General features: G+C 57.6%; 20 protein-coding genes, 3 tRNA genes and 3 pseudogenes. 13 read left to right on the plus strand and 13 right to left on the minus strand.

What is annotated here, in order from left to right:
• Positions 1 to 73 precede the first annotated feature (73 nt).
• Both M0808_RS19795 and M0808_RS19800 read right to left on the minus strand, forming a co-directional pair.
• Positions 74 to 355, minus strand: coding sequence for a peptidylprolyl isomerase (locus tag M0808_RS19795; RefSeq protein WP_016774509.1), 282 nt, complete (start codon positions 353 to 355; stop codon positions 74 to 76).
• A gap of 96 nt (positions 356 to 451) precedes the next feature.
• Entirely contained in the window at positions 452 to 1,321 is an 870-nt protein-coding gene (locus tag M0808_RS19800; RefSeq protein ID WP_247842202.1) for a triacylglycerol lipase, read from the minus strand.
• 337 nt (positions 1,322 to 1,658) lie between these two features.
• Between M0808_RS19800 and M0808_RS19805 the strand changes: the two genes are divergently transcribed.
• Positions 1,659 to 2,837, plus strand: coding sequence for a hypothetical protein (locus M0808_RS19805; protein WP_247842203.1), 1,179 nt, complete (start codon positions 1,659 to 1,661; stop codon positions 2,835 to 2,837).
• Between the two features lie 73 nt (positions 2,838 to 2,910).
• Here M0808_RS19805 and M0808_RS19810 read toward each other — a convergent pair whose 3' ends face one another.
• Positions 2,911 to 3,975, minus strand: a complete 1,065-nt coding sequence (locus M0808_RS19810; protein WP_247842204.1) for a 3-deoxy-7-phosphoheptulonate synthase — start codon at positions 3,973 to 3,975, stop codon at positions 2,911 to 2,913.
• Between the two features lie 615 nt (positions 3,976 to 4,590).
• Here M0808_RS19810 and M0808_RS19815 point away from each other — a divergent pair.
• The 8 genes from M0808_RS19815 (at position 4,591) to M0808_RS19850 (ending at position 9,517) form a co-directional block, all read left to right on the plus strand.
• Positions 4,591 to 5,352, plus strand: coding sequence for a carbon-nitrogen hydrolase family protein (locus M0808_RS19815; protein ID WP_247842205.1), 762 nt, complete (start codon positions 4,591 to 4,593; stop codon positions 5,350 to 5,352).
• A complete protein-coding gene (locus tag M0808_RS19820) occupies positions 5,349 to 5,792 on the plus strand; it encodes a GNAT family N-acetyltransferase (RefSeq protein WP_027612673.1) in 444 nt (147 codons plus the stop codon). The genes M0808_RS19815 and M0808_RS19820 overlap by 4 nt, the downstream gene beginning before the upstream one ends.
• A 127-nt stretch (positions 5,793 to 5,919) precedes the next feature.
• Positions 5,920 to 6,561: a UvrY/SirA/GacA family response regulator transcription factor gene (gene uvrY / locus M0808_RS19825; protein WP_024012761.1), complete on the plus strand. Its 642-nt coding sequence runs from the start codon at positions 5,920 to 5,922 to the stop codon at positions 6,559 to 6,561.
• Between the two features lie 2 nt (positions 6,562 to 6,563).
• Positions 6,564 to 8,387, plus strand: a complete 1,824-nt coding sequence (gene uvrC, locus M0808_RS19830) for an excinuclease ABC subunit UvrC (protein ID WP_027612674.1) — start codon at positions 6,564 to 6,566, stop codon at positions 8,385 to 8,387.
• A gap of 32 nt (positions 8,388 to 8,419) precedes the next feature.
• A complete protein-coding gene (gene pgsA / locus M0808_RS19835; RefSeq protein ID WP_003225417.1) occupies positions 8,420 to 8,980 on the plus strand; it encodes a CDP-diacylglycerol--glycerol-3-phosphate 3-phosphatidyltransferase in 561 nt (186 codons plus the stop codon).
• 60 nt (positions 8,981 to 9,040) lie between these two features.
• Positions 9,041 to 9,116 (plus strand) — tRNA-Gly (locus tag M0808_RS19840).
• Between the two features lie 46 nt (positions 9,117 to 9,162).
• Positions 9,163 to 9,236, plus strand: a tRNA-Cys gene (locus M0808_RS19845).
• A 194-nt stretch (positions 9,237 to 9,430) separates the two neighbouring features.
• Positions 9,431 to 9,517 (plus strand) — tRNA-Leu (locus M0808_RS19850).
• An 82-nt stretch (positions 9,518 to 9,599) separates the two neighbouring features.
• Here the strand turns inward: M0808_RS19850 and M0808_RS19855 are convergent.
• A pseudogene (locus tag M0808_RS19855) lies at positions 9,600 to 10,075 on the minus strand (tyrosine-type recombinase/integrase); the annotation flags it as partial.
• A gap of 218 nt (positions 10,076 to 10,293) precedes the next feature.
• Between M0808_RS19855 and M0808_RS19860 the strand changes: the two are divergent.
• Positions 10,294 to 10,641: a hypothetical protein gene (locus M0808_RS19860; RefSeq protein ID WP_247842206.1), complete on the plus strand. Its 348-nt coding sequence runs from the start codon at positions 10,294 to 10,296 to the stop codon at positions 10,639 to 10,641.
• A gap of 246 nt (positions 10,642 to 10,887) precedes the next feature.
• Positions 10,888 to 11,301 carry a hypothetical protein gene (locus M0808_RS19865; protein ID WP_247842207.1) on the plus strand — a complete coding sequence of 138 codons (414 nt, stop codon included), beginning with the start codon at positions 10,888 to 10,890 and terminating at the stop codon, positions 11,299 to 11,301.
• 43 nt (positions 11,302 to 11,344) lie between these two features.
• Here the strand turns inward: M0808_RS19865 and M0808_RS19870 are convergent.
• Positions 11,345 to 11,530 (minus strand): annotated as a pseudogene (locus M0808_RS19870) (IS4 family transposase); the annotation flags it as partial.
• Between the two features lie 28 nt (positions 11,531 to 11,558).
• Here M0808_RS19870 and M0808_RS19875 point away from each other — a divergent pair.
• Both M0808_RS19875 and M0808_RS19880 read left to right on the plus strand, forming a co-directional pair.
• Positions 11,559 to 11,894: pseudogene (locus M0808_RS19875) on the plus strand (MFS transporter).
• On the plus strand, positions 11,891 to 12,238 hold the full coding sequence (locus M0808_RS19880) for a hypothetical protein (RefSeq protein WP_247842208.1): 348 nt from the start codon (positions 11,891 to 11,893) through the stop codon (positions 12,236 to 12,238). The pseudogene M0808_RS19875 and the gene M0808_RS19880 overlap by 4 nt, the downstream one beginning before the upstream one ends.
• A gap of 38 nt (positions 12,239 to 12,276) precedes the next feature.
• Here M0808_RS19880 and M0808_RS19885 read toward each other — a convergent pair whose 3' ends face one another.
• The 8 genes from M0808_RS19885 to M0808_RS19920 all read right to left on the minus strand — a co-directional run bounded on the left by M0808_RS19885 (position 12,277) and on the right by M0808_RS19920 (position 17,347).
• Complete coding sequence (locus M0808_RS19885) at positions 12,277 to 12,738, minus strand: YceK/YidQ family lipoprotein (protein ID WP_316851778.1); 462 nt, start codon at positions 12,736 to 12,738, stop codon at positions 12,277 to 12,279.
• A gap of 223 nt (positions 12,739 to 12,961) precedes the next feature.
• Positions 12,962 to 13,312 (minus strand): hypothetical protein, encoded by a 351-nt coding sequence (locus tag M0808_RS19890; RefSeq protein ID WP_247842209.1) that lies wholly within the window; start codon positions 13,310 to 13,312, stop codon positions 12,962 to 12,964.
• Between the two features lie 286 nt (positions 13,313 to 13,598).
• The gene (locus M0808_RS19895) at positions 13,599 to 13,760 is read right to left on the minus strand and encodes a hypothetical protein (protein ID WP_247842210.1); all 162 of its coding nucleotides are present in this window, start codon (positions 13,758 to 13,760) and stop codon (positions 13,599 to 13,601) included.
• A gap of 201 nt (positions 13,761 to 13,961) precedes the next feature.
• Entirely contained in the window at positions 13,962 to 14,468 is a 507-nt protein-coding gene (gene msrA / locus M0808_RS19900; RefSeq protein WP_247842211.1) for a peptide-methionine (S)-S-oxide reductase MsrA, read from the minus strand.
• 207 nt (positions 14,469 to 14,675) lie between these two features.
• Positions 14,676 to 14,960: a hypothetical protein gene (locus M0808_RS19905; protein ID WP_098964161.1), complete on the minus strand. Its 285-nt coding sequence runs from the start codon at positions 14,958 to 14,960 to the stop codon at positions 14,676 to 14,678.
• A gap of 107 nt (positions 14,961 to 15,067) precedes the next feature.
• Positions 15,068 to 15,298 (minus strand): hypothetical protein, encoded by a 231-nt coding sequence (locus M0808_RS19910; RefSeq protein ID WP_007964939.1) that lies wholly within the window; start codon positions 15,296 to 15,298, stop codon positions 15,068 to 15,070.
• Between the two features lie 122 nt (positions 15,299 to 15,420).
• On the minus strand, positions 15,421 to 15,651 hold the full coding sequence (locus M0808_RS19915) for a hypothetical protein (protein ID WP_007964938.1): 231 nt from the start codon (positions 15,649 to 15,651) through the stop codon (positions 15,421 to 15,423).
• Between the two features lie 70 nt (positions 15,652 to 15,721).
• Entirely contained in the window at positions 15,722 to 17,347 is a 1,626-nt protein-coding gene (locus M0808_RS19920; RefSeq protein WP_247842212.1) for an ABC-F family ATP-binding cassette domain-containing protein, read from the minus strand.
• Between the last annotated feature and the right edge of the window lie 85 nt (positions 17,348 to 17,432).

The following is a 17,432-nucleotide window of genomic DNA, read 5'->3' on the forward strand; positions in this document are numbered from 1 at the left end:
CAGCCGTATCCTGTAACCAAAACACAACGGCCCACCAAAAGGCGGGCCGTTGGGACAGCAGTCAGGCGACGGATTAGTCCTGGCGGCTGGTGACTTCGAGCAGGTGATAACCGAACTGGGTCTTCACCGGGCCTTGCACGACGTTGATTGGCGCGCTGAAGACTACGGTGTCGAATTCCTTGACCATCTGGCCAGGACCGAATGAACCCAGATCGCCGCCCTGACGGCTGGAGGGGCAGCTGGAGTTGGCCTTGGCGACCTCGGCGAAATCAGCACCGGCTTCGATCTGGGCCTTGAGTTCGTTGCACTTGTCTTCGCTGGAAACCAGGATGTGGCGGGCAGTGGCTTTAGCCATGGGGAAATTCTCCAATCTATTTCAGTAAAGTGTGGAGCCTACCGGATTCAGTAAGCGATTTCTCTGCAAAGTTCCACTCGGTACATTGACGTACATCTACAGTTGCGCGGCTTTCAGGCGCATCGCGTGTTCGACATAGAGGTCGACGGGATCCGCGCCGGGTATTCGCGACCCGCCCGGATGGCGCAAGCTGCCAAGGTGATTGAGGGGATAGTCGGAGCGGATGACCCGGCCCAGGTGAGAACTGTAACGGCCCACGAAACCATCGTTCTGTCCGGCCTCCGTGACGAAATGGCTGGATAATGCGTGGCAGACGGAATGCACTGGATCCAGAGCCTGCAACAAATTGTCCTGCAGCGTGCCGCTCCAGGAGTAGTAGTGGACGTCATTGACCCGTTCCGCCCCCTGGCCGCCCCACGTCGAAGGCAGGCCTTGAGGGTATTTTTTGTTGAATTGACCGACGTCCGCAGTCGTCAGGGCATTGAGTGCGGCTACGGCGTTCTGCGGCAGACCTGGTTGACCGCTGAGCAGCGAGAGGAATCGCGCAAACTGTGTCGCAGCGTGCTCCGCCACCTGCTCCGGCAGGCCTCCCGGAACCAGCGCCAGGCGTAAGGCGTCAGCCAGTTCCGAGCCGTGATTGGGGCCGCTGACCGATGTCACCGAGGCGACTTTCTCCGGCGCGAGCGCAGCGGCATAACGGCATGCCAGCGCGCCCTGGCTATGTCCGATCAGGTTGACTTTAACGGCGCCGGTGCCTCGCAGAACGCGTTCGATCTGGAACATCAATTGCTGGCCGCGAACTTCGTTGTCATGGGTTGCGGACAGCTGCGGCACAAACACTTGCCCGCCTGCCTCCCTCAGCGCTTGCTTGACATCATGAAAAAGCTCGAAATGGCCGATACGGTCAAACCCGAACAGGCCATGGACCAAAAGGATGGGGTAGCGGGTTGTCGCATTCCGTTGCATGTTCCTGCCTCTTTTGCAGATGCTTGTCAGTGGTTGGTGCGTGCCACTGTAAAACAGGCCTGCGGGTCGGCGATGTCTGAAAAATCCTCTGTACTGAAAGGAAATTGGACTAAAAGCGGTACGAATTTTCGCTTCTGCTTGAGAGGGTAGTCGGAACATTTGGCAATCTTTTGCCCGGTATCGCTGGATTCTGCTTCGTAAGCCTACGTCATGCGGTGTATTTACCCTGCCGACGGAAGGCTTTGTGCTGACTTCCGCCGGTCGCTGGATGGTGTTCAATGGATTTCGTTCGACGCGGCCTTAACGGCGGCGTTTTATCCAAGGAATGGAGCTACGAATGTCTATATACGAAGCCACCGGCGATTCTTCTGTGGTACCAGCGTCAAATATGTCCCCTGTAGCGGATGAATCCGGTGAACACCGTCTTCTGAGTTTGAAGGTGGACGGCGACCACTTCGAATTCTGCTATCGACACGCGTCTGCAGCGGCAGACTCTCCAGACTCGTGGCTGCCTGCACCGATGCTTGAGGTTATGGAGGGCGGAATGCTTGATCCTTCACTGGACCATGCATTCGTCAGGGTGGCGCCTTACCCGAACATGTTGTGCGGCGACAAACTTGTGCTGAGCTGGCAAGGACTGGATGACGAAGGATTGCCCTATATTCACGAAACCACTCGTGCGGTCAGTGAAAACCAGGTGGGTCAGGAACTCGTCTTTGTCATAAAGGGTTTGCACATCGCAGCGCTGGAGCGCGGCTCGCTGGAGGTTTACTGGACGCTGTACAGCGTTGCGCTTCAGAAGCCCGTGTCATCCAGGCGTTTGCAGCTGAATGTGGGTGATCCGGAACCCGATTTGCTGGCTCCGATCCTTGAAGAAACGGTGGGCGGGACGCTCGATCCGGCCCGTGTCCCGCAGGGCACTAGCGTTATCGTGCGACCTTACGCCCGCATGGCTGTCGGGGACCGGGTCACCCTGTCGTGGCAAGGTGTCGAAGGACTGCCGGTGATCAGTGATGTGTTGCTCGTGGAGCCGTTTGCTGTCGGCGAAGCGCTGTTTTTCTGGATACCCGCAGATCGCATCGCCCCTCATCGTATGCAGGAGGTGAGCGTCAGCTACCGGGTGGAATCAAGGTCGGCGCAGGTGAGGAACTCTGCAACCTCGCGAATTCTGATCGCGCCATTGATGCGAGGCGAGCTCGCAGCTCCGCAGGTACTGGAAGCGCAAGATGGCGAACTGGAGGCAGTAGATGCCGAGGATGGCATTACCGTGGTGATCGGCAATGCCCAGGCCGAGGAGGGGGAGCTGGTTTACTTGAAATGCGATGGTGAGTATTTCAGTCACCGCGATGATCGGGACATCACCCGGGAAACTGCAGGCGAGCCCTTGGTATTCATCGTGCCTTATCGTTTCTGGCGAGAGCATCGGGAAACTGTGGTGCAGGTGTCGTATTCAGTGGAGCGGCTGGATGATGTCAGCCAGGCTTCCGAGATAACACGCATCCGGGTGCGGGCATAACCCGGTGGTGAAGTCGGAGCGATGACTCAGCCTTTGCGGGATTTTGATAAGCCCGCAAAGGCTGCTCGGATCATCAGTCTCGAAGACGTTCGGCAGCGCTCGACAGCAACTGTTCCGTCGCACTGAACCCAAGGCAACCATCGGTAACCGACACCCCGTAACGCAGTGTGGGGCTCAAGGGCTGGCAGCCTTCGAACAGGTGGGATTCAATCATCATGCCGATCAAGGAACGATCGCCCAGCAGGCGTTGTTCGAGAACCGCCTTGAACACGTCGGGCTGGCGCAATGGGTCCTTGCCGCTGTTGGCGTGGCTGCAGTCGACCATGATCCGGCTCGGAATTTTCAGTCGGCTCAGGTCGGCATGTACCCGGGCGACGCTTTCGCGATCGTAGTTAGGACCGTGATGACCGCCGCGCAGCACTATATGAGTGTCGGGGTTGCCCGGGGTCTGGATGATCGCCGGGTGTCCTTGGCTGTCGACGCCGAAGTGTCGGTGCGGATGTGCTGCTGAGCGCATGGCGTCGACGGCTGCACCTACGCCACCGTCGGTGCCGTTCTTGAAACCTACGGGCATGTTCAGGCCGCTGGCCATTTCCCGGTGAATCTGCGATTCGGTGGTGCGTGCACCGATAGCAACCCAACTGAGCAGGTCGTCGAAGTAGCCGGCCGCCATTGGTTGCAGCAACTCGGTAGCGATGGGCAGGCCCAGGCGGATCATCTCAAGCATTAATTCACGCGACAGGGTCAGGCCGCCAGCCATGTCGTCGCTGCCATCCAGGTGCGGGTCGTAAGCCAGACCTTTCCAGCCGACGGTGGTGCGGGGTTTTTCGATGTAGGCGCGCATCACCAACAGCATCTCGTCTCTGACTTCATGGGCCAGGCGGGAAAGTTTTTCGGCGTATTCGAGTGCGGATCGCGGGTCATGAATCGAGCAAGGGCCGACGACGACCAGCAGGCGATGGTCTTCGCCATTGAGGATCGCGCGGACCGCCTGGCGGTGGGCTGCGACTTGCTGGGCGAGGGCATTGCTTAGGGGCAATTGCTGTTTGAGCTGCAATGCGCTGGGCAGACGCAGGGTCAGTGCTTCGTTGGCAGAATCAGGGGTGGTCAGTGGCAGAGCAGAAACAGACGAGTTCATATTCGGGATTCCTGGGCTGGCGGCGGGTGTTTCCCGCTCACTCGGCCCTACTGGGGTGTTCGACAATTGGCCGGATTGGCTGCGTGTGTGTGCTTGCCACCTGTGGGTGACCGATCGGAGGCGGCAGGCTGTCCCGAGCGGAGGTTGCTAAATCGCCAGGCGGTAAAAGTGTCGTAACGGTAATAAGTGGCGTAGTTCATGTCGTGATTCCTCAAAGTTCTGGTGTGTTGCTGAAAAATTTGGGGCCTGAAAAAACAAAACCCCCGGTCGGGAGGCCGACCGGGGGTTGAGAATTCTCTGGTAGGCGACCCGTTTTTATGGGCGCCGGTGGGTATCAGGCGCGCCAGTGGCTAAACCAATACCCAAAATAAAAGCTGACAGGAGCGCAAACGTCATTCGCCCGGGCAGCCGCAACCGAGCGCAGGGCGCTGGCGGAACGAAGCTGTGAGAGGGCGTTGAACATGGTTTGTCTCCGATGAATGCGCCGAGCTTACTAGAGGCCCGTACGGCTGAGCAATCAGAAATTGCTATCGCCATTGCGGAGGTTACCTATCGCTTGAGTGCTGCAGGCGTTGTGACACACTGGTTGCTTTGCACAAACACCAAGGATGATTCATGTCGATGTTCACGGTCGCTGCAGCCCAGTCGATCTCCATTGCCGGTGATCTGGCGGCGAACCTCGCCCGTCATTTGCGCTTCATGGCCGTGGCGGCGGAGCAGGGCGTCGAGCTGCTGGTGTTCCCGGAGCTGTCGCTGACAGGCTACGAAGGCCAGATCGCCGCAGACCTGGCAATCGATCCGCAGGATGCTGTGCTGCAACCCTTGCGCGATTGCGCTCGCGAGCTGGGCCTCACCGCTGTCGTCGGTATGCCGATTCGCGATAGGGACAGTTCGAAGGTATTGATCGGCGCGCTGACATTAGGAGGGGATGGTTCTCTTGAGGTTTACAGCAAACAACATCTGCACAGTGGAGAAGAGCTTTTCTATGCCCCAGGTGCTGGTGGTTCGTCCTTGAGCATAGGCGGCGATACCGTAGCGCTGGCGGTCTGCGCTGACTTTTCCCACGCCAGTCACACGGCAGCGGCCGCCAATCTTGGTGCCGACCTGTACGCAGCAGGCGTGCTGATCGGGGAGAACGGCTATGACGTGGATAGCGCGATATTGCAGGGCTATGCCCAAAACCACTCAATGGCGGTGCTGATGGCCAATCACGCCGGGCTCACGGGTGGATGGCAATCGGCGGGTCGCAGCGCGTTCTGGTCTGAAAGCGGGACGCTGGTGGTGGCGGCGCGAGGGCCGGGTGAAGTGTTGGTTATTGCCCGGCGTGATGCCGGCGCATGGCAGGGGCGGGTAGTACCCGTGGCGGTAGACCTGTGACCTGGGCATTGCGTCGTGCCGAATCGGCAGATCGGGCGTTTGCCCGAGAGCTGACGTGCCAGAACATGCTGCGCTATTACATTGACCACGATCTGCTGTGGCAGGACGAAGCGTTCGACGTTGCCTGGGATGGGCGGGACAACTGGCTGGTCCTTCTTGGTGAAGTTCCTGTGGGATTTTTCAGTCTCAGTCATGATCGCCGGGCCTTGTACATCCGCGAGCTGCAAATAGCCGAGGTCTCTCGCAGGCAAGGTGCAGGATCCTGGGCGATTGATCAGGTTGTCGCTTTGGCTCGCGGCGAAAAACTGTCAGCACTGCGTTTGACAGTATTCAAAAATAATCCGGCGCAAAGTCTGTATAAGAGAAAAGGCTTCAAGGTGTGCGGTGAGGACGAGTGTTTCCTGAGGATGGAGCTCGATTTCGGTACACTTGTGCTCTGAAACCCACGGCCGGCAAGCCTTCGATGATGAATTGAAACTTTTTAAATGATGCTTGCCGCTAGGTCTGTCTGGCACTTTTTGCTAAGGTGTCCGGCATCCCAATAAGACCATATCGCGAGGTGTCTGCTTGATTAGGGTGCTAGTGGTCGACGACCATGATCTCGTTCGTACAGGCATTACACGTATGCTGGCCGATATCGATGGCTTGCAGGTGGTTGGACAGGCCGAGTCCGGGGAAGAATCCCTGATCAAGGCCCGTGAGTTGAAACCCGATGTGGTCCTGATGGACGTAAAGATGCCCGGTATTGGTGGCCTCGAGGCCACGCGCAAGCTGTTGCGCAGCCACCCGGACATCAAGGTCGTCGCGGTGACCGTGTGCGAGGAAGATCCATTTCCTACGCGCTTGTTACAGGCTGGTGCCGCCGGCTACCTGACCAAGGGCGCTGGTTTGCCGGAAATGGTTCAGGCGATCCGTCTGGTGTTTGCCGGGCAGCGATACATCAGCCCGCAGATTGCTCAGCAACTGGCGATCAAATCGTTCCAGCCAACCAACGATTCACCTTTCGACGCCTTGTCCGAGCGGGAAATCCAGATCGCTTTGATGATTGTCGGCTGCCAGAAGGTGCAGATCATCTCCGACAAACTCTGCTTGTCGCCGAAAACGGTGAACACATATCGCTACCGGATTTTCGAAAAGCTGTCGATCAGCAGTGACGTCGAGCTGACGTTGCTGGCTGTGCGCCACGGCATGGTGGATGCCAGCGCCTGATCATGACTGAAGTATTCGATTCCGGCGCCTTCCTGGCGACTGTCAGTGGGCGCCCCGGCGTCTATCGCATGTTCGACAGCGATGCGCGCCTGCTGTATGTCGGCAAGGCCAAGAACCTCAAGAAGCGCCTTGCCAGCTATTTTCGCAAGACCGGGCTGGCGCCAAAAACCGCTGCGCTGGTCGGGCGTATCGCGCAGGTCGAAACGACCATCACCGCCAACGAAACCGAGGCGTTGCTGCTTGAGCAGACGCTGATCAAAGAGTGGCGGCCGCCGTACAACATTCTGCTGCGCGACGATAAGTCCTATCCCTATGTCTTTCTGTCTGACGGCCAATTCCCACGTCTGAGCATCCACCGTGGCGCGAAGAAGGCCAAGGGCAAGTATTTCGGCCCGTACCCGAGCGCCGGGGCCATTCGCGAAAGCCTCAGCCTCTTGCAAAAGACCTTTTTCGTCCGTCAGTGCGAAGACAGCTATTACAAAAATCGCACGCGCCCGTGTCTTCAATATCAGATCAAGCGTTGCAAGGCGCCTTGTGTCGGTCTGGTCGAACCTGAGGTCTACGCCGAGGATGTACGCCATTCGGTGATGTTTCTCGAGGGGCGCAGTCATGCCCTGACCAATGAGCTGTCCACGGCAATGGAAGAGGCGGCAATCAATCTCGAATTCGAGCGCGCCGCCGAGTTGCGTGACCAGATTGCCTTGCTGCGCCGTGTTCAGGATCAGCAAAGCATGGAAGGTGGCACGGGCGACATCGATGTTATCGCAGCTTTCGTCAACCCGGGCGGCGCTTGCGTTCACTTGATCAGTGTGCGCGGCGGTCGGGTGTTGGGCAGCAAGAACTTCTTTCCGCAGGTGGGTATCGAGGAGGAGGTCGCCGAAGTCATGGCGGCGTTCCTCGGTCAGTACTACATCAGCAGTCCAGAGCGCGACCTGCCAGGCGAACTGATCGTCAACGTGGTTCCCGAAGACGCCACGGCTCTGATCGACGCCATCCACGAGCTGCGCGGCCGGGAGCTGAGCATCAGCCACCGGGTACGCGGCACGCGGGCTCGATGGCAGCAGTTGGCGGTCACCAATGCCGAGCAAGCGCTGGGTGCACGCCTGGCCAACCGGCAACACACGGCTGCGCGCTTCGATGCGCTGGCAGAAGTGCTGAACCTGGATGAGCCGCCGCAGCGTCTTGAGTGCTATGACATCAGTCACTCCAGTGGTGAGGCCACCGTCGCTTCCTGTGTCGTGTTCGGCCCGGAAGGCGCGATCAAATCCGACTATCGTCGTTACAACATTGAAGGCGTCACGGCGGGTGATGACTATGCAGCCATGCACCAGGCGTTGACCCGGCGCTTCAGCAAACTGAAGGATGGCGAGGGCAAGCTGCCGGACATTCTGTTGGTGGACGGCGGCAAAGGTCAGTTGTCGATGGCCCGTGACGTGCTCAATGAATTGGCGGTGCCGGATCTGATCCTGCTGGGTGTGGCCAAGGGCGCAACACGCAAGGCAGGCTTCGAAACTTTGTATCTCAATGATGCCGCGCATGAGTTCACGCTGCGTGGCGATTCCCCGGCGTTGCACCTGATCCAGCAGATTCGTGACGAGGCGCATCGCTTCGCAATCACCGGCCACCGTGCGCGGCGCGGCAAGACCCGCCGCACCTCGACGCTGGAAGGCGTTGCAGGTGTCGGGCCGACCCGACGTCGGGACTTGTTGAAACATTTTGGTGGATTGCAGGAGCTGTCTCGTGCAAGCATCGAAGAGATCGCCAAAGCACCGGGGATCAGTAAAAAGCTCGCAGAGTCGATTTATGCAAACCTGCATAGCGAGTAGAATGCCAACTCACCTCGTAGCCAGTTGTGCCGATGAATATCCCTAATCTGATTACCGTTCTCCGCGTCCTGCTCATCCCGATCTTCATTTTGCTGTTTTACCTGCCTTACCAGTGGAGCTATATGGCCTCCGCTTCGGTATTCGCCTTTGCGGCGGCAACTGATTGGCTGGATGGCTATCTGGCCCGCCGCCTTGAACAAAGCACGCCGTTCGGCGCGTTTCTCGATCCGGTTGCCGACAAACTGATGGTGGCAGTCGCTTTGGTACTGCTGGTTCAGGAACACGGCAATTTGTGGCTGACACTTCCCGCAGCCGTCATCATCGGCCGCGAGATTGTCGTATCGGCCTTGCGTGAATGGATGGCCGAACTCGGTGCCCGCGCTCATGTAGCAGTGTCCAATCTCGGCAAGTGGAAAACCGCGGCGCAGATGCTGGCGCTGGTGATCCTGCTGGCCAATCCCCGCGATTTCAGCTTCTGGGTGCTGCTGGGTTACGCCTTGCTGATGATCTCGGCGGGCCTGACGTTGTGGTCGATGGTTCAATACCTGCGGGCCGCCTGGCCGCATCTGAAAACCGACGTTGAAAAGAAATAAAACTTTTTTGAATCAAAGGGTTGACGGGGCATCTGAAATCTATAGAATGCGCCACACCAAGCGGGAATAGCTCAGTTGGTAGAGCACGACCTTGCCAAGGTCGGGGTCGCGAGTTCGAGTCTCGTTTCCCGCTCCAAGTTTGTACGCGGTTGTTGTTGTGCTACTAAACAGCGATCGTTTGAGGCCGAGTAGCAAAATGGTTATGCAGCGGATTGCAAATCCGCCTACGCCGGTTCGATTCCGACCTCGGCCTCCACTATAAACAAGCTCCGTAGATCCATGATTTACGGAGCTTTTTTATTTTCAGTGCACTGCAAGATTTAGTCTTGAAATCAGCCACTGTGAACTTGCTTCACCGGGACGTGATGTATATATTTCCCGCTCTGCTTCAAAGGCTCAACAAAGTCAGATTCTCTGGCCGACTGATTTGAGCACTACAACAGCGCTACCGCCCGAATGGCGAAACTGGTAGACGCATGGGACTTAAAATCCCCCGCTCGTAAGGGCGTGCCGGTTCGATTCCGGCTTCGGGCACCATCTTAAATCAAGGGTTTGCGGGCGAAAGCTGAGGCAAACCCTTGTTTGTTTCCGGGTCGCAATTCTGACATTGGTTCGCAATTCACTTTGTGGGCATGACCTTTTTACCCTTTCGATTGCGAATGTACTGCTCTGTCATCCCTACGGTGGTATGCCCAAGTTGATCCTTGGCCCGCATGATGTCGCCGCTCGATTCAGCCTTATCAGTACCAGCCTTGGCGCGTAAATCACGCATTTGAAACTCGGCCTTTTCAACACCAGCTGCCTCCCTGGCCACATCAAATCTCCTGCGCAACATTGCCTCCGTCATCGGAGTGCCGTTTTCTGCCACGATCAGCCGCGTCGAGCGGACTTTGTGTCCGGACTTCCGAGCCATGATTCGATCAATCAAAACTTTCAGCTCACCGGTTACCTCAATCCGTCGTTTGGCCTTCGTTTTCCCTGGAGCACCCAGATTTGGCCGTCGCGCACGTCTCGTTCATCCATAAGCCGCGTGTCTGTTACTCGCTGGCCAGTCAAATAGGCCAAGTCCATGGCATCGCGCAGTCCGGCGTCAGCCTTGTCGTGCGCCTCTTCCCAAGGCACAGGTCATCTCCTTGGCGATGAGCAATGTGTCTATTAAAAAGTGTCCACCATGTCTCCGGTACATACATAGTGCAGGCGAGGGGGAGTGCATTCGAGTGGTGTCGGCAGCGGGGAGGGGTTAAAGAAATGAAGGGGCTAAGCCGATAGGCTTGCGTCGGCATTGATGCCAAACATGAACGCTGGAGTATGAAATGCCGTTGGAAAGATCGCGTATTGGCGTGTTCGCCGCACTTATTGGCTGCACTCTTGCATCGACCGCACATGCTGCCAGCGAACATGAGATGGCCGTCGGTGGTGCAGCTCTCTACCAAGTCTGCGGAGAGAAGCATCCAGAAAAGGAGCTTTCTTTAGAGCAATTCATATCGCTACATCCACACATGTCGACTCAATTAGCAAACGACATTCGGGAATTCTCCTCGCAGCCAAAACACAAAGCGGAGCTTGAGCAAATGGTTGTACGCATGCGGGCCGAGGCCACCCAAGAATTACTTGAAGTGATATGTGATAGCTATTACCGAGATGCAAAGGGGCGGGAGTAGGCCACAGTTTTCTTTCGCATCGGGGTGTGATCTGGCCGGGGCTCAACCGGCATTAAGCGGATGGGGCAGTCCTGAAGACTTCCTGTTGGCACATCCGCCGCCTGAGGCTTGGCCTCAGATCACACCCCGATGCGCTCTCATAGAGAGGATCGGGTAGTTAACGACAGGCTGTCGTGGCGCTGGTTGTTTAGCCCGTAGCGCTGAAGGCTGGTAGCATCGAACTCCTTTTCGGAGCGCGCAATTACTATGCATCAGGTTGTTGAAAGGGCGTTGAACGTGATCGCAGCAGAGAGCAGCGAGCCCGAATACACTGAAGCGTTCAGCGCTGCGCGGGCAGTCGTCCTTGAGTTTGGGGAGGAAAATCTGGCTGACCGGCTTTTTGCCGATATTCCCGATTCAATCTCTTTCATGCTGGTGGCCCGGCTCTTCGATTTTCTTGCCTGGCAGACGGAGGACAACGGGTCAGCGATGACTCGCGCTATTGAGCGTTGGCTGGTAGAAGGCACCAATTTGCGCAAGGTTCAGATCGCTCTCAATCTCGACGTCTATCCGTTTCTGGATGAGCGCGAGATGGATCGAGTGCTGTCTGATGTGGCTGTATCACTCCCGGAGATGGCTGATAGATGCCAACAGATAATCAGCTCTCGGAAAAGTTGGTAGCACCTGGTCTACATCCCAAAGCCCGCTCTTAGAACCATCCCTTTCAAGGTCTTCTCGTTTTGGCGGCCTTGATTACCCTGTCCGTTGAAACATGAGCATGCACCGCTGTGCCTTGGACCCACGTCTTAGGCTTTGGCACCTTGGAGCCTCGGGGGCTTTTCACAACTTGTTTTGGCTGGATGTTTCTGGCTAGTTCCAACAAGCGCTGAGCCAGTTTTTCCGCAGGGATAGCCATTCGCATTTAAGGAGTCGAGTGCATGGAGTTATTGCAGCGCCTGCTCGACAAGATCGACAGGTTTGAATTGCTGATCGCAGGGCTGGTCGGCGCTGTCGTCGCAAGCTGGTGGTACAAAGACGATCTGGCCGAATGGCGCGCCTGGCTGATCTTCCTGATCACCGGCATCGCTTGCTCGCTGTACCTGACGAGCATGTCAGCACCTATCTGGGTGTGACTGAGCCGAAGATTGTCGCGGCATTGGCTTCCTGCTGGGCACCTTCGGCGGATCGCTCTTGCGGCCATCAACCGAGCCATCAGAGCCGCTGACCTCCGGGTGCTCATTCGCCAGCGGTTCGGGGGAGGCAATCCACCATGAGTTTTGAACTGATCAACTCTATCGCCTGCGGCTTTATTGCCTTGTGGGCGACTTGGTGTGTTCTGAGCGGTCGAGTGCGGGACGGAATCCTCGGCAAGCTGATCTATTCAGCGATCGCCATCAGCGGGTTTGTGGTGATGAGCCGCAACCAGAACATCTTCATCATCGGCCCGACCACCGCCGGGATCACGCTTCACGTCTCGCTGGCCCTTGCCGGTATGCGTCACATCTTCATGGTCATCTGGTGGCGGCGGGTGAAGGCCTGCCTGTGCCGAACGCTGAACTGTGAGCACTGCATGCGTTGTGAAAAGACGCCGGGCGGGATCGAGCGGCGCGGCAAGTAGGTCGCGCCACCATCTCATCGAAGTGGTCAGTACAGTTGCTACTCGAAACGAGCCTTCTTGATATCGCCGTGCTTGTTCTGCAGGTAGATGGAATAGGGCAGCACGACAGTGTCTGTAACCGCTGAGAGCCCCATGTCGAGAACAATAAGTGCGGGCGCAGGATATCCATCGAAACCAGTGCTTCGCCGTGGTTCCGCGTCTAGCGTGCAGTAATTAAAGACTGTACCGCTGTAGATTCGCGGAACCGAGTCACAATGGGAATGCCAACGAGCCAGTTTATTGCTAGCCACGGCATCGTCCCTGAAGGTCGTGTTTATCGTTCCGCACCCGGTCACTGAAGCGGCCGCGAGCATCAAAACAATGTATCTGAAGGTCATTGGTCGATTCCGTTCGAAAGAAATGAATGGTAGCTGTTTATCTGGAGTGAAGAATTCCAATTTTCCAGGTCGCGACACGTTTCGCGAATCAGCAAATTGTGTCGCGACACGGGAGCAGCGCATGACCGCATAAATTCATGACATTGCGGATCAGCGATCACACCTGACGGTAACGGCTGAAGACGGTGTCCACGTGCTGCCCTGTGACCTTGTGCGTTCAGTGATCGCCGGCGAAAAACCATCCGCAATCCTGACAGAGCCAGTCATGCGCCGGATCATTGAAGAGTGGTTCGGAATGGTGATGGTGCGGTAGGCGTGCCGCAGGGATACTGCGGCTTTGACTTGGTTACTTGTATGCGAAGGTAATCTTAGCGCTGACTAGAGCCTGTCCGTTGATTGTTACCTTGCAGAATTTCACGGGGGTGGATTTTGCCCCGTCGGCCTCATCTGGCTCGCATTCAAGAAGGCCCGTCTCGTCACCGAATGGCAGTTGTTCGCCCTTTGTGGCTTTACTGAGGTCTATTCGGAACGGTTGACGGTAGTTCACGCCTGCGAGAACTTGTGGCTCGCCATCGCTCAGAAAGCCCGAGCGCGGAGTGGCGCACAGAGTCCCTACAATCCGCTTGCCATCAATAATGTTGGCATCTGTGTAGCAAACAATTTTTCCAGCCTCGGTGACGAGATTAGACGGACCCAAGTTGGTCCAGGTCTCTTCTGGAATCGCGACGCATCCGAAGAGAGTTGCGGCAGCAGTCCGGGTCGATCTACCACGCTTACGACCGCAAGCTCAACCATTGCTTCGACACTGTGCTGCCCGGTGAGCCGCTGTTTATCGGCATGGACTTCAACGTCGGCAAGATGGCGGCGATGTTTTTAACCTTGACGAAAAATCAGGCCCAGCCCCGCGCTGGGCTTTTTTGTACCTGCTGTTCGGCCAGAAAACAAAAAGCCCAGGCATACCCGGGCCAGTTGAGGGAACACATTCAGCGCGAATCAACCTCTTTTGCAGCCTGGGCGTTTGATTGTTCCTTGCGCCTGCGCAGCCAGCTGAAGAATGCATGTACCGGGTGTAAAAACGCAGCCAGTACGCACAGTAGCATGATGGTGAAAATGGCAATCAGCGGGAGGCTTTCGTGCGAAAACATGGTGGGGCACTCCTGTAGGCACTATGTTGGAACCCGCAGGCTAGACGCTTTGAGCCATGCTTGCGATGAACGTATGTTCATCCTTGGGCGCTTGAACTGTGCTACGGAGGGCTCACCAAAATGATCAATTCCAGAGGTGCGCAAGTGCCGGCCTTCAGTTGAGGCCAGCGCCGTGCGTTGAGTGATTACGCAGGTGTGTTTTCAGCTGCGTTTCGGCAGCTTCCAGTTTGGGCGGATGAAATGGCAGGTGTAACCGTTCGGGATCCGCTCCAAGTAGTCCTGGTGCTCAGGTTCAGCTTCCCAGAAGGGACCCGCCGGTGCGATTTCGGTGACCACGCTTCCCGGCCACAGCCCGGAAGCGTCGACATCCGCAGCAGTGTCTTCGGCGATGTCACGCTGTTGTTCGTTGAGATAATAAATCGCCGAACGATAGCTGGGGCCGAGATCGTTGCCTTGGCGGTTGGGCGTACTCGGATCGTGGATCTGGAAGAAGAACTCGAGGATCTGCCGGTAGCTGATCACCGCCGGGTCGAAGATGATTTCGATGGCTTCAGCGTGGTTGCCGTGGTTGCGGTAGGTGGCGTTCGGTACATCGCCGCCGCTGTAACCGACGCGGGTTTCCAGCACACCGGGATAACGCCGCAGCAGGTCCTGCATGCCCCAGAAGCAGCCCCCGGCGAGAATCGCGGTTTCGGTTTGTCCGGTCATGATTTTTTGCCTATAGGTGACGGTGGATATGGTTCTGGTTATGAGGGCGCGTTGGCTATTTGCAAGCTTGCCTCAGGGCTACGGGCTGCTCGAACCGGTGTTTTCAACAAAAAGCCCTGACGATAAGGCCAGGGCATTGATGGGTTCGAGCGGTGAATTCGGGACAATTCACGTCGAGTGATGGACTAAAAACACGACATCAATCGGTTATACGAACGCTTGCCCGAAAAAGCCCCTTGGCAGGCGCTGCGGCCCGGCCAGCGCGGTCAGGCGTTCGATCCACTCCGAACGCCAGTTCGACGCACCATGATCAGCTTTGGTGTGGCGCGCTGCGCGGCGTGCGGCATTGCGTTGGGTCTTGCGTGCTTCTTTGTAGGCGTCTGTGTTGCGGCAGCTGCGGCATTTGACGCGATTGAGTTCCAGGCTTGAGGCAAGGTTGTCGCCCTTGTGACCACAAGCCAGATGTCCTTCTGTTTTGAAATGGATAACCATGAACCGTCTCCTGGATGACGTGTACAGGTTTTGACCGCCCACACCTCGGGGTGTTCGGTACATCGGCCAGACGGTACGCCGGTTAGCTGTCGATTATCGCTGTGCAGTCATCTGAAACGTGGCAGTGGCCGTTCGACCGGTTGTAGCGACGACAGGGTGCTGCGGATCAGCGGTGTGTCTTTTTCGATGTCGTTCAGTCGATCGCGGATGCGCAGGGCAGTCGGATGGCCGCCTTGATGATCGACCCAGTCGGCGATTTCCTTGCAGGCCGCGGCAAGTCGCGCCTGACGAGAGTCGAGCAAGGTGAGGAGGGTGGTGATGGACTCTTTTTCGGACATGGAACACCTCCGTTCAGACAAACCGTTGAGAGGCAGCAAAAAGCCCGCGGGCTGCGAGCTCTCTGCCGTTGGGGCGCTGGTCCGTCAGCTGCTTTGAGTATAGACGCCGCCTGTCAATTGCATCAGCCGGCCGATTGTCGCGCCGGCAGCGGCGAGCTGGCCGCATTGAGCCGTCGGCATTCGCGTCGGGCATCTTCCTCAAGATCGTAGCCGTCGCCGATGAAGCCGCCGGTGCGGGTGTCGTTGATCCGAAACCAGCTGCTGGCCTCAGCGGGTTCATGTTGGCTTTCCCCGGCGCGGCGGCCGTGAATGATGATCTTGTTGCAGCGTTTTACGACAAAGATGTCTTCCATGGCGTCACCACAGCAAATAGGTGTCAGATCAACTATAGAAGCCTTGGCCAATCGTGCAAAAAATAGCCAGTCAGTTCGTCGGTTGCAGCCGCCACTCTGTGGCATGCCAAGCCAGGTGGTGCGTCGGTTTTAACGCCTGTAGAAACTCAGTGTCGTGGGAAACCGCAACAATTGCGCCGGGAAACGTCTGCAATGCCTGCTCGAAAGCCTGAACCGATGCCAGATCCAGATGATTGCTCGGCTCATCGAGCAGCAACAATTGCGCAGGTGTCTTGCCCCACAAGGCCACCGCCAGCGCGGCTTTCAAACGTTCTCCACCGCTCAGTGAAGCGCTCGCTCGAGTGACCCGTTGCGCGTCCAGTTGCAGATGCGCCAGATGGCTGCGCAATTCGCTCTCACTCAACGGACTCTGCAGCGCGAGCAGTTGCTCGATGACGCTGAGACGGTCATCCAGCAGCTTCAGATGCTGGTCCAGATAAGCCACGGGAACATGGGTGATGCATTCGCCGCTGGCGGGATGCAGTTGACCTGCGAGCACTCTGAGCAACGTCGATTTGCCGCAGCCATTCGGACCAATGACGGCGACGCGCACAGGACCGCTCAGCGTGAGATTGAACGGTTGCGCCGGCAGCCATGGCAGGCACGTATCAATCAACGAGCAGACTCTGCGCGCAGCAGGCACTGCGCTGCCGGGCAGGTTCATCAGCACCGCATCATCCGCGAGCACTTTGGCATAGGCATCGCGCACCCGTGCATCAAGCTCCGATTTGCGCTGCTGATGACCATGACGCACCTGGCCCATGATCTGCCTCGCCGCACCTTTGAGGCCGGCGCGTTCGAAGCCCGAGACGTTGGCGGTTTTGGCATTGCGCAGTGAGCGGGCGGCATGCCGCTGGATGGTGTCGTGCTCGTTTTGCAAGCGCTGCTGCTCGCGCCGGCGCTCGGTTCGGCTTTGATCCAGCGTCGCTTGCGCCGCCGCCTGATGGATCTGTCGTTGCTGCTTGTAAACGGAAAAATTGCCGCCGTACACCGTAACACCCAGCGGCGTCAGCTCGACGATACGCTGCATGCGTTCAAGCAATTGCCGGTCGTGGCTGATGACGATCAATCCGCCGCGCCAGCGTTCCAGTTCGCTCATCAACCAGTCGCGGCCCGGGCCGTCGAGATGATTGGTCGGCTCATCCAGCACCAACAGGCGCGCCGGACTCAGAAACGCCCCGATCAACGCCAGCCGCGCTTGCTGGCCGCCGCTCAGCGGTTGGGTCAGCTCCGTGGGAGCAATGTCCGGCAGACCGGCGTTATCCAGCGATTGGCGCAGACGTTCGGGCAGATCCCAGCGCTCGCCGAGAATGTCGAAATCTTCTGCTGCCGCCTCGCCAGACTGCAGCCGTTGCAATGCGCGAAGGGCGGCGGCGGTGCCGGTGGCATCGGCCACGGTCTGTCCCGCTTCGGTGGTGAATGTTTGCGCTACATAGGCCAATGGAACCGAGCACGTCAGGCTACCGGCAGTCGGTTGCAAATGTCCGGCAATCAGCTTGGCCAGCACGCTCTTACCGACGCCGTTGCGCCCGACGATCGCGGTGTGGGTGTGATCGAATTGCAGATTCAGGTCGTTGAAAATCGTCTCGCCATTAGCGAACTGAAAACTGATTTGATTCAGGGAGACGAGGGCAGGCGTACGCGAGACGTGAGTCATCGGCACCTCCGAAAAATGTCGTGAAGACTGACAGGCGCCATTCAGCGCTTATCGCGATTACATTTTCAGAAGGCTTGATTGTTCA

This window comes from Pseudomonas sp. MWU12-3103b, from assembly GCF_023100615.1.
Taxonomy (GTDB): Bacteria; Pseudomonadota; Gammaproteobacteria; order Pseudomonadales; family Pseudomonadaceae; genus Aquipseudomonas; species Aquipseudomonas putida_A.

Bases quoted from the DNA above. Each gene is read 5' to 3' on its own strand.
- M0808_RS19805 (WP_247842203.1), top strand. From the start codon at position 1,659: ATGTCTATATACGAAGCCACCGGCGATTCTTCTGTGGTACCAGCGTCA.
- pgsA (WP_003225417.1), top strand. From the start codon at position 8,420: ATGAATATCCCTAATCTGATTACCGTTCTCCGCGTCCTGCTCATCCCG.
- M0808_RS19910 (WP_007964939.1), bottom strand. From the start codon at position 15,298: ATGTCCGAAAAAGAGTCCATCACCACCCTCCTCACCTTGCTCGACTCT.
- M0808_RS19860 (WP_247842206.1), top strand. From the start codon at position 10,294: ATGCCGTTGGAAAGATCGCGTATTGGCGTGTTCGCCGCACTTATTGGC.
- M0808_RS19895 (WP_247842210.1), bottom strand. From the start codon at position 13,760: ATGTTTTCGCACGAAAGCCTCCCGCTGATTGCCATTTTCACCATCATG.
- M0808_RS19800 (WP_247842202.1), bottom strand. From the start codon at position 1,321: ATGCAACGGAATGCGACAACCCGCTACCCCATCCTTTTGGTCCATGGC.
- M0808_RS19880 (WP_247842208.1), top strand. From the start codon at position 11,891: ATGAGTTTTGAACTGATCAACTCTATCGCCTGCGGCTTTATTGCCTTG.
- M0808_RS19885 (WP_316851778.1), bottom strand. From the start codon at position 12,738: ATGCGCTGCTCCCGTGTCGCGACACAATTTGCTGATTCGCGAAACGTG.
- msrA (WP_247842211.1), bottom strand. From the start codon at position 14,468: ATGACCGGACAAACCGAAACCGCGATTCTCGCCGGGGGCTGCTTCTGG.
- M0808_RS19905 (WP_098964161.1), bottom strand. From the start codon at position 14,960: ATGGTTATCCATTTCAAAACAGAAGGACATCTGGCTTGTGGTCACAAG.
- M0808_RS19810 (WP_247842204.1), bottom strand. From the start codon at position 3,975: ATGAACTCGTCTGTTTCTGCTCTGCCACTGACCACCCCTGATTCTGCC.
- M0808_RS19815 (WP_247842205.1), top strand. From the start codon at position 4,591: ATGTCGATGTTCACGGTCGCTGCAGCCCAGTCGATCTCCATTGCCGGT.
- M0808_RS19865 (WP_247842207.1), top strand. From the start codon at position 10,888: ATGCATCAGGTTGTTGAAAGGGCGTTGAACGTGATCGCAGCAGAGAGC.
- uvrC (WP_027612674.1), top strand. From the start codon at position 6,564: ATGACTGAAGTATTCGATTCCGGCGCCTTCCTGGCGACTGTCAGTGGG.
- M0808_RS19915 (WP_007964938.1), bottom strand. From the start codon at position 15,651: ATGGAAGACATCTTTGTCGTAAAACGCTGCAACAAGATCATCATTCAC.
- M0808_RS19920 (WP_247842212.1), bottom strand. From the start codon at position 17,347: ATGACTCACGTCTCGCGTACGCCTGCCCTCGTCTCCCTGAATCAAATC.
- M0808_RS19795 (WP_016774509.1), bottom strand. From the start codon at position 355: ATGGCTAAAGCCACTGCCCGCCACATCCTGGTTTCCAGCGAAGACAAG.